Source organism: Endozoicomonas sp., from assembly GCF_051008435.1.
In the GTDB taxonomy this organism is placed as follows: domain Bacteria; phylum Pseudomonadota; class Gammaproteobacteria; order Pseudomonadales; family Endozoicomonadaceae; genus Endozoicomonas_A.
Window position 1 is genome coordinate 1 of record NZ_JBPCXO010000305.1, and the last position, 9,506, is coordinate 9,506.

Consider the following 9,506-nt stretch of genomic DNA (forward strand, 5'->3'; position numbering starts at 1 on the left):
CAACGAAAGTCGTTAAGAAGAAAGAAGCTTTTCAACCCGCTGTGACCGCATCCGTTCAAGTTATGAAGCGTTGCGTTTCCGTCTCAGCGGCGGTGCATTCTACGCGGTTCGATTCGATTGTCAATCACCGTTGTTCACGTTGTTTGCAATGAATTGCTGCGTGCTCGTTAAGAGCGATGCCCCGATCAGTGGAAGCGCATTATACAGAGGCAGTGCATTCTGCCAACCCTCGGTGAACACCTACAAAGTGCAACCCATTCCGGCCTATCAACATCGATTGTTTTCCAACGCTTTTGATGCAGAGGACATATTGATTGTGTTCTCTGTCTAAAACATCGAACATAACCCAAAAATAATAAAAACAAGGTGCCTACCATTATGTATCAATCTCTTATACAAATAGGTCTTCCGATCTCCCTGATCCTTATCATGACCGGAGTAGGATTAAGCCTGACTCTAGACGACTTCAAACGGGTACTTCAGCAACCAAAAGGATTTATTGTTGGTGCATTGTGCCAAATGCTTCTGCTCCCCCTGTTTGCCATTGCTATTATTGCCCTCACCGGACTGACGGGAGAGCTGGCCATTGGACTGTTTATTCTTTCTCTATGTCCGGGAGGAACAACCTCCAACCTGTTCAGTTACCTTGCTAAAGCGGATGTAGGACTTTCGGTTTCATTGACGACGATTATTGGCTTTATTACACCTTTCACTATTCCACTCTTTGGAACATGGGCTATCGGTTACTACACCGATGGAGACACTTCCTTTGAGCTACCTATTATTACTACCTGGATCAAGTTGATGGCTATTACCGTCATTCCAGTGTTTGCAGGCATGTGGATCAGAAACAAGTGGAAAGGTTTTGCCAACTCAGTAGAACCTTATGTCAGCAAGTTTTCGGCAACCGTTCTATTTCTGGTTGTTCTGAGTATCGTGTTTGAACTGGAAGATAAAGTAATCAGTTATATTGTACAGGCTGGCCCTGCAGCACTGACTCTGAACGTTCTGACAATGATACTGGGCTATGCGGCAGGTAAATTACTGATAAAAAATGAACTTCAGGCGCGGACTATTTGCCTGGAAGTGGGATTGCAGAACGGCACACTGGCACTGCTCATCACAACAACAATATTACAAAGCACCCCCATGTCTATTCCGCCCAGCGTCTATAGCCTTTTGATGTTCTTCACTGCGTCTCTATTCACTGTCATTGTGTTAAAGAAACAACCCGCTATAGAGCGCACTACCCCAGCATGATGAACCGGACTTAACGCTGTTAATTTGATCAGAACCTCCTCCTCTTAATAGAGGGTTCTGATCAAACTCGATAAATTAACCAATGAGCGCACTCATCTGAACCTTCTTAGCCGGCAATGCTGAATTGAAACGGAATAATAAACTCGTATTCCTGCTCACTGAGCTCCAACGGCAATTCAGGTAAAGGGGTTGCCTTTTCAACCGCCTTTAAAGCCGCTCGATCAAGATCCCTGACCTTCGATCCCTCCAGTAGAATCGCTTCGTGAGCCGCGCCTTCCTGATGGATAACCAGCTTCACCCTCACCTCCCCTTCATTACCAGAAAGCAGGGCTCGCTTTGGATATTTCACATATTGATTCACATGACGGATCAATACCTGGTAATAAATAGCTTCAATTTCCTGGATTTTTCTAAGCTTTTCCTGCTCCTGAAGAATGAGTTTCCACTCCCTTTCTTTCTCTTGCTCAATAGCAAGCAGTCTCGCTTTTTCCGCTTCTACACGTTTTAATTGTTCAGCCTGAAGACGCTTTTCTTCTTCAAGTTTTTGCTGATCCTCTTCCGATAGAACAAGAGCCTCCTCCAACAAAGAATCACTTTCAATAGTCGGTACTAAAACTTCCGACTCTGAAACAACGGCTACTTCTTCTGCCACTTCCAACGTCTGCTCATCCACCGTTTCCGGAATAGACTCGGCATACCAGCCTTCTATTATTTCCAAACGATCCTGTTGAGGTTGTAGTACTTCGAACTGCGCCTGGTAATCGATCTGTTTTTTATCGCTGGAATGCCCCAGCACATCTTTTTTGAAAGCCTGCAAAGGCGGCAAAGGTCCCACCCAGCCTCTAACCAGCAGATTAATAAAACCGGGGCGGTCATAACTGCGCGCTTCCACACCATTAATACTGACCCGAGTCTTACCTTCAACTTCTTCAATAACAAGCTCATCGCCTTTGATCAGCCGTCCTTTTAACAACGTTGTAAAATCAACCACCTCATTACTGAAAAACTCCAGATCAGAAGCACTGTTATTGATCACAAGAGTGCTGTTCCAGAGTTTATAGAACCGTCTGGGCTTGAGTTGATCTGCCGACACACGCATAGCAATACGATTTTGCACCCCATCGGCCAAAATATCCTGATCACGATTACCACTGGCGCTGGAATAAAGTGCACCGTAATAGTAGCTGGCAGTGAGTTCTGTATAGAGGCCTATGCCCTTAAGCCTGAGCGAAGACTCAGCTTGAGCGGACTGACATAGAAAAAGCAGTAAGGGCAATAGAAGTCTGGACAGCATGGAGGTCCCTGGTCGATTTGTTGTTCTTATCACTGGATTTCAGATTGTCGGGAATCACGGGTATTCTCACTACAACCGGACTTCCTGCACAGAACAACAACTCAAAGAGCAGGTAACTCAATCCGAAGAGATTGCCGAAAATACTACTGATAATATTGCCTTTTGCCAACCAGATACCATTTCCATACAGAACAGACGTTAGAAAGCGATCTTTACCAAACGACTCCGCTGAGTTTTCATCCATTGTTTATACTGGGTGTTTTCCCAAAAAAGTCTGACTGAGGAGAGACCGCTCGACCCGACACCTCTCTCTGACTTTAAATTGATACATTTGTCTTATAACAGTTATTCGTCAGTTAACGTATATTACGCCCTCATCTCGTCGTTCCCTTCAGGAGAGATTTATGAAAAAAGTACTCCTCTTTATCTCAGCGCTTGTTATGAGCCTGAACGTGCTGGCCATTGAACTGGACGGTGTAAAAATTTCCCAAACACTGAATCTGGAGAATCAAACCCTCCAGCTGAATGGTGCCGGTATCAGAACCAAGTTTTTTATGGATCTGTATGTAGGCTCGCTCTACACCAAGAATAAAACCAGCGACGCAAGCAACGTCATCAACAGCAAGACTCCGGTAGCCATTCAACTGGATATCACTTCCAAACTGATCACCTCAGAAAAACTGACAGACGCAGTGAACGAAGGTTTTGACAAATCAACCGGTGGCAACATCGCTCCTCTGAAAGACCGACTGACTGCCTTTATTGAGGTCTTCAAAGAAAAAATTGTTAAAGGTGACGACTTCGTCATGTTTGTCACCCCAGGTAAGGGCGTCGATGTTTACAAGAATGGGAAAAAGCTGACCACTATTGAAGGGGATGATTTCAGTAAAGCCCTGCTGGGTGTATGGCTGGGTGACCAGCCAGCAGATACGGACCTCAAAGCCAAGATGCTGGGTAGCTAAGCGCCTGACCGGCAGTCAGTCTTACTGACTGCCTTCATGCCTGAGTGAGTAAGAGGCATAATCTTAGTAACTATAAAACTGCTCCTCAATAATACTCACTGCAGGGCAAAAACTGACTACCTGTGAATCACTGACACACACTTTATGCAGATAGCCCGCCGTTATTGAGCCCATCATTTGCATCACCATTTTGCGCTTATATAAAGGAAGGCTGCTGGTATAACCCCGGGTAAACTGTTTGAGCGGATGCACAATGCATTCATAAGAAAGACCACAATAAAACCCGTCTCTGGCCTGGGCATCAATGGCTATATCCACCAGACTTTCCAGCCATTCCTGAAGATCGGCATTCACTTTAACCGACCTACCAAAATGCTGGGCAGTATCGGCCAGATCCACCAGATAAATACGATCCGTGACCGGATCATAGATTTCATTACTGCCATTTCGATCTGGCAGGTGTAACCGCACCACCCGACTCAGCATTTCAGCACTGTCGCTGGCGGGTAACTTTGGATCAAAATGGGACAGAGCCAAAACCTGCCCATATCGGAAAAAAGCTCTGCGGAGCAGTGTTTTCTGTTTGATGTTCAAGGCATAGGGCGAGGCAAGATAGAGCTGATAATAAAGAGCTCGCAGTGTCACACCAGGTACCAGAGGGTAACTCAGTATGTAATGTTGCTTGCGATTGAGTACAAAGGTTGCCGCACGATCCGGCAGGACCAGCTGAGCATTCACTTTGGCCAGCCAGCGGTATCGGGCAAGGCTCTTTTTCAGCAGCCACTCATTCTCAAACCGTATCTGGTTGCATTCAGCACAATCTTCTCTCACGATCTTGACGAACCAGCGCGCTCCATCAAACAGAGCGGTGTAAGCCTGATCAATTTCGCCTCCGTCGGTACTGATTCTCTTGAAGTCTTCTCCCCGCCCCAGAAACAGCCGATGCATGGCTTCTTCATACGTCTGCAGAACTGAGAAATCTGGCACCTTGGGCAGTTCAACAAATTCAGCCCGGACCAGATGGCTGACCATGAGCATCAGGATCAGAAAGAGCGATCGACAAACTGTCATGACCAACGACCTCAGTTAGCTTGATGACAGATTTATCGACCTAAGGTCTTACTATTTGATCAATCAGGCCAGCCAGAGCAACAGAATGACACTGGCCAGAATCAGAGCCATTCCACCGTATTCCCGAAAAGAATGGGTTTCCTTGAACAAACGGGTCGAAATCAGCAGGGCAAAGAAAAATTCAACCTGCCCCAGTGTTTTGACCAGAGCTGGATTCTGCAAACTGAATGCCGTAAACCAGCCAATGGAGCCCACCAGGCTCAAAAAACCAACCGTGCTGCTCAACTGCCATTGCTCCATGAGCTTCCTCAGGGTATGAGGTTCTCTGAACACAATAAAACCACCCAGAATCACCACTTGCATGACAATCGTAACGGCCAGTGTATAGGCTGAAGAAACCAGCGGATCAACACCCAGAGACAGACTTGCCTGCCGGGCCCAAAGCGTCGTGATGGCAAAGCAGAAACCACCAGCCAAACCATAACCGGCAGAAATCGAGAAAAGCGAACGAAACCCTTTCTGCGGCCCGGGTGGATTCAAGAAGATCAATCCCGCCATACCCAACAACACGCTCACCCAGCCAGCCCAGCTAAGCACCTGGGAAAAAACAATGGCTCCCAGAACCGCCACAAGGACTGCTTCTGACTTGGAATAAATGATGCCAATAGCAAAATTACGAAGCTGAAACAGCTTAACGATAAAGGCTGTTGCGGCAATTTGAGCCAGCCCGGTTCCAAGGCTGTAGAGCAGGAATGTGGAGGAGATTTCAGGTAGTTCAGAGTCCTGCCATTGCAATTGCAGAAACAGGTAAATCCAGACCAGTGGAAGAGCGACAGCATAACGGGCAAAGGTGGTGCCCCAGACACTGACACGTTCAGAAAGTGTTTTTTGCCCGGCCGAACGAAATGCCTGAGCCACTGCGGCCATTAAAGTCAGCCAGATCCAGGTAGCCACTGCTTTCCTCCTCCCTGAAAAAGATAAAGCGTGGCAGTATACAGCGTTCAGAGATGAAAGAATTCAGTCATTTCAGAGCCGTTGATGACGGCATTCCGAAATCTCACCATGGATCCCTACCAATCCAATATTGGCATCATGATCATTGAGATTTCGGAACAGATGATAAAGGCCTGACTCAGTAACCCAGCTGATCGAACTGAACCCTTTCAGCCAGAAGCTCTGCCAGAGCTTCCAGACCTTTTCGGTCTTCTTCATCAAAACGGGAAGTGATGGGACTGTCGATATCCAGGAGCGCTTTCACCTCACCCCCTTCCGAAAAGGGAATGACAATCTCACTCTGACTGGCTGAATCGCAGGCAATATGGCCTGGAAAAGCATTCACATCGTCCACCATCTGGGTGGTTTGTTCCTGGGCAGCGGTACCACAGACACCCCGACCAAAAGGAATACGAACACAGGCCGGATTACCCATGAACGGTCCCAGCACCAGCTGATTGCCCCGGGCGATATAAAACCCGGCCCAATTAACCTTAGCCATGGTCGTAAACAACAGGCTGGCAACATTGGAGAGATTGGCCAGGGCATCGTCTTCGCCCTCGGTCAATGCCTTTGCCTGGGCTACCAGAATTCGATAAAAGCTGGCTTTATCCTCAGGCATCTCAACGGCTTCAAACATATGAGCATTCATCCAGAAACAGCCAGATACGGCCATTAATATAAGTAGCAACACTCTCTGGTTAAAGAGTGTTCGTAAAGAACTGGCACACTATCTCAGATGTTTTCAGACAGCAAGCCTGTCAAACGCTCTACCTCAGCCTTAAGCACTGTGACTTCATGTTCAAGCTCACGAATTCTGGCCTTGTCATCCGCACTGACCTCGGAGGCAGTGGGCATATCCACTTCACCTGAAAAAAGATGGGCGTAGCGGGCTTCTCTTTTTCCGGCTTCTCTTCCCAGCTGGATCACCCACTCATTCTTGGCCATGCCCTGAAGCACCTGATCCACTTCTTTCACATCGCTAAAAGAGGCCATACGACCGGTTCGGCTTCTCAGTTCTCCGGGAGTCTGCGCCCCTCTGAGCAACAGGCAGCAAACCAGAGCTCTTTGTTGTTCAGTGAACTGAAGAGAAGAAAACTCGGTATTACAGAATCTATGGCGATACTTGCTGACACGAGCCCCTCCTTCTTCACTGACAAACCGCTCCCTGATCAACGAGTCCAGAGTCGCTCTGACATCAGCCTCGTCCAGGGAAAGTACAGGTTCACGATTACTTTTCTGATTACAGGCATTGACCAGTGCGTTCAGCGTCAGAGGGTACTGGTCCGGGGTTGTGCTTTCTTTTTCCAGAAGACAACCAATAACACGGCTTTCGTTCAGGGTCAGATTGATATCCACTGGGCACCTCTGGGCGGAGTGAGGTCAAAAACAGAATTCGAGCGCTATGATAAGGCATTTGACCACCGGATGGGCAGACTCAGTTCACTGACAGTTCATCAGCTCTCTGATTTTGCCAACCCGGCAGCTGGCTCAGGGCAAAGCTATTGGTCGTTTCATTATTATCGTTATTCAGTCAATGTTCAGTGTGCGGTGTTGATTATCTTTTCAGAAGTTCACCTGAACTGCAGTCAAACTCAGGAGTCAGACGACTGGGGCAAAGAGCCTGTCCAGATTGCCACCTTCATGCCATCCTGATTCAGTACATCTATACCTGAGTCAGTGCGCACCAGTCTGAGCGTTTCGACAGAACCATTATCGGCAGTCACTTCAGCAATAATTTCGAATTCAGACACAGACTTCACTTTAATATTGTCCTGAGTCACCAGAATATCTTTGGGATCACTGCCGGTGATTCTGGGCTTACCACTGACAGGGTTCGTACCTGTCCAGAACTCGATAGAGTTAACAACCAGAACATCAATCGTTGCAGTAACGGCCGTTACAGGCAGCAGCAGGATAAAGAATCCTTCCTGTACCCAGGCATTGTTAGAGACTGACAGGTTCATTTTGGTCACGGTTCCTGTGGTCGCCATTTGCCCAATACAACCGGACAGAGAGATAGCCATTGCTGCTACAGCTGCAGCCTGAAACATTTTCTTTTTCATCACTTCGAAACTTATTCAGATGATTTAAGGAGATCGCATTATACGGATACGTTCAATAAATACACGACGGAAGAAACGCAAAATTGTTGTGATAAATACGGGCCTTGCAAGAGGCAGCGGGCAGAATTGAACTTCCCCCTCACACTGATAATTATGTCAAAGAGAGTACTGGCCCCTATCTTTTTATTGCCGTTTTTACTGTTATCGCCTCCCTGCTCTGCTGCCCCAATTCATCCTTATCAGTCATATCTGGACTCATGGTACTACTCAAAAATATTCGAGTTCGAATCCATCAAAACCATTCTGGATCTTGTCGACTACATTGCGCCCTCAGCGAGTCTGGCGATTATTGAATGCGGGTTTGTAGAAAAGGAACGCTATGCCAACTGTCTTATTGAGCAGCTGCTGTTACTGGGGTGCGACGAAGCACCGGGAAAAAAGTGCATGGCTTCCAGGGTGGTTGATGGGACCATAAAGGATCTTCAAACCCGTTATCAGGAAGTTGAAAAGTTATCAGACTCCCTTGCGGTCTCAAAAGCCAGTCTTAGTGCCTATAAAGCCAACGACCCCGCTGACTATTTGAATCCAGTCGACTTTGTCGATCTGGGAGCAAGGAATCTGGCCGATAAGCCGGAAGATATTGTCACGGAGCAGGACTTAATTCGCTGGTATGCAAGAAGCTTTCTACGTGCCACCGAGATATTGAGCCACTCTGTAACCCTTCTGGAGATGCAACAAACCATTAACCAGCATCAAAAGACCCTGAGCAGTAAAATCTGGCCTTTGGATCTGCCCAAGCTGGAAGACTGGCTCTATGACCAATTAGAAAATGAATCACTCTCTAAACACTGCCAGACAATACGCAGCATGCATTTCCAGACACTCGATACCGGCTTAAGCCGCCGAAAATTCCAGAGAGACTGGATGCTGACTTTTTCAGCAGGTGTGCTTGGTTTCCAAATGAGCGCAGTTATTATCTTTGTTGCCTTGGGCAAATAGAGCTGGCGAAGTTCATGTGGGCTGGACGAACTTGCAGAGCCTTCAGGTCTCTACTATTCATATCTGACTTCATATTCAGATTTCCTACAACCTTCTATCACTGGAAAGAACCAATGAAAAAAGTGTCGCTCACATTACTTTTCTTCTTTTCAGTGGTTGCTACCTACCCGGCCAGAGCCGGCACCTGTCCAGATCCAACTACAGGTCTTCCTGATGGCCATTATGTTAAAGAGGTCTGTTTTCAGGCCAGTTGTCTGACTTTTGATTTTCACTACGAACAGCAAACAGACACACTGACTGCCTTTTACCATGAAAAGGCGAGTAAACAGCTCACCCCTCCTGAAGTAAACTATTCTAATCTTTACCTGAAAAATGCCTGTCAACTTAGAGGACAAGGATTATCTATAGAAATTTTTGCTGACAAAAAGCTGGGTCTTCATTTCGGTTTAACGCCATCACCGACAAAACCACCGATAATACTGCAACCACCCAGTCCCTATCAGGGTAGTGAGAATGACTCTCTAACCACCATTCTCATGAACAATAATGTCTCTGAGAGTTTTCATCATTCCTGTAAAGATACTGAATGGTATAAAGAGGTCGACCTCCTTTTTACCCGCTGCCCAGTCGATACCTCCTTGTCTTATCAAGATGAAACATCAGTATCTCCCCAAACTCTTCGCTACTATCTAATTCGCCTACTGATTTTAGACTTTTTGGGGGAGACTGAGTTAACACCGCTACTAAAAACCTGCGACAATCAGTGATTCTCTGGGTTTATCTACACCGTCAACACGGCTGCATACCGGAGTATGTCTTACGCCACTCTTGTGTAGGGTTTAAGGTCGAGCTGTAACGTGT

Annotated in this window: 11 protein-coding genes; 4 read left to right on the plus strand and 7 right to left on the minus strand. The window is 46.9% G+C overall.

Annotated elements, in window-relative coordinates; all coding sequences use genetic code 11:
* Positions 1–378: 378 nt before the first annotated feature.
* Complete coding sequence (locus ACR2PX_RS15520; protein WP_434000263.1) at positions 379–1,260, plus strand: bile acid:sodium symporter family protein; 882 nt, start codon at positions 379–381, stop codon at positions 1,258–1,260.
* A gap of 106 nt (positions 1,261–1,366) precedes the next feature.
* Here the strand turns inward: ACR2PX_RS15520 and ACR2PX_RS15525 are convergent, their stop codons facing one another.
* On the minus strand, positions 1,367–2,554 hold the full coding sequence (locus tag ACR2PX_RS15525) for a TonB family protein (RefSeq protein ID WP_434000264.1): 1,188 nt from the start codon (positions 2,552–2,554) through the stop codon (positions 1,367–1,369).
* Entirely contained in the window at positions 2,496–2,798 is a 303-nt protein-coding gene (locus tag ACR2PX_RS15530; RefSeq protein ID WP_434000265.1) for a hypothetical protein, read from the minus strand. The genes ACR2PX_RS15525 and ACR2PX_RS15530 overlap by 59 nt, the downstream gene beginning before the upstream one ends.
* Before the next feature lie 160 nt (positions 2,799–2,958).
* Here ACR2PX_RS15530 and ACR2PX_RS15535 point away from each other — a divergent pair, with 160 nt between their 5' ends.
* Positions 2,959–3,516, plus strand: coding sequence for a chalcone isomerase family protein (locus ACR2PX_RS15535; protein WP_434000266.1), 558 nt, complete (start codon positions 2,959–2,961; stop codon positions 3,514–3,516).
* Positions 3,517–3,579: 63 nt separating this feature from the next.
* Here the strand turns inward: ACR2PX_RS15535 and ACR2PX_RS15540 are convergent, their stop codons facing one another.
* From ACR2PX_RS15540 to ACR2PX_RS15560, 5 genes are all read right to left on the minus strand, one after another.
* The gene (locus tag ACR2PX_RS15540) at positions 3,580–4,587 is read right to left on the minus strand and encodes a hypothetical protein (RefSeq protein WP_434000267.1); all 1,008 of its coding nucleotides are present in this window, start codon (positions 4,585–4,587) and stop codon (positions 3,580–3,582) included.
* A 63-nt stretch (positions 4,588–4,650) separates the two neighbouring features.
* Positions 4,651–5,541: a DMT family transporter gene (locus tag ACR2PX_RS15545; RefSeq protein ID WP_434000268.1), complete on the minus strand. Its 891-nt coding sequence runs from the start codon at positions 5,539–5,541 to the stop codon at positions 4,651–4,653.
* A 178-nt stretch (positions 5,542–5,719) separates the two neighbouring features.
* Positions 5,720–6,220, minus strand: coding sequence for a GAF domain-containing protein (locus ACR2PX_RS15550; protein WP_434000269.1), 501 nt, complete (start codon positions 6,218–6,220; stop codon positions 5,720–5,722).
* A gap of 95 nt (positions 6,221–6,315) precedes the next feature.
* Complete coding sequence (locus ACR2PX_RS15555) at positions 6,316–6,939, minus strand: YceH family protein (RefSeq protein WP_434000270.1); 624 nt, start codon at positions 6,937–6,939, stop codon at positions 6,316–6,318.
* A gap of 236 nt (positions 6,940–7,175) precedes the next feature.
* Entirely contained in the window at positions 7,176–7,634 is a 459-nt protein-coding gene (locus ACR2PX_RS15560; protein WP_434000271.1) for a DUF3332 family protein, read from the minus strand.
* A 165-nt stretch (positions 7,635–7,799) separates the two neighbouring features.
* On the opposite strand from ACR2PX_RS15560, the gene ACR2PX_RS15565 reads away from it, so the two are divergent.
* Together ACR2PX_RS15565 and ACR2PX_RS15570 are read left to right on the plus strand one after the other, a co-directional pair.
* Positions 7,800–8,645 (plus strand): hypothetical protein, encoded by an 846-nt coding sequence (locus ACR2PX_RS15565; RefSeq protein WP_434000272.1) that lies wholly within the window; start codon positions 7,800–7,802, stop codon positions 8,643–8,645.
* Between the two features lie 113 nt (positions 8,646–8,758).
* Positions 8,759–9,412, plus strand: coding sequence for a hypothetical protein (locus ACR2PX_RS15570; RefSeq protein ID WP_434000273.1), 654 nt, complete (start codon positions 8,759–8,761; stop codon positions 9,410–9,412).
* Positions 9,413–9,506: the final 94 nt, after the last annotated feature.

Bases quoted from the DNA above. Each gene is read 5' to 3' on its own strand.
- ACR2PX_RS15565 (WP_434000272.1), top strand. From the start codon at position 7,800: ATGTCAAAGAGAGTACTGGCCCCTATCTTTTTATTGCCGTTTTTACTG.
- ACR2PX_RS15570 (WP_434000273.1), top strand. From the start codon at position 8,759: ATGAAAAAAGTGTCGCTCACATTACTTTTCTTCTTTTCAGTGGTTGCT.
- ACR2PX_RS15560 (WP_434000271.1), bottom strand. From the start codon at position 7,634: ATGTTTCAGGCTGCAGCTGTAGCAGCAATGGCTATCTCTCTGTCCGGT.
- ACR2PX_RS15540 (WP_434000267.1), bottom strand. From the start codon at position 4,587: ATGACAGTTTGTCGATCGCTCTTTCTGATCCTGATGCTCATGGTCAGC.
- ACR2PX_RS15525 (WP_434000264.1), bottom strand. From the start codon at position 2,554: ATGCTGTCCAGACTTCTATTGCCCTTACTGCTTTTTCTATGTCAGTCC.
- ACR2PX_RS15550 (WP_434000269.1), bottom strand. From the start codon at position 6,220: ATGTTTGAAGCCGTTGAGATGCCTGAGGATAAAGCCAGCTTTTATCGA.
- ACR2PX_RS15520 (WP_434000263.1), top strand. From the start codon at position 379: ATGTATCAATCTCTTATACAAATAGGTCTTCCGATCTCCCTGATCCTT.
- ACR2PX_RS15535 (WP_434000266.1), top strand. From the start codon at position 2,959: ATGAAAAAAGTACTCCTCTTTATCTCAGCGCTTGTTATGAGCCTGAAC.
- ACR2PX_RS15530 (WP_434000265.1), bottom strand. From the start codon at position 2,798: ATGGATGAAAACTCAGCGGAGTCGTTTGGTAAAGATCGCTTTCTAACG.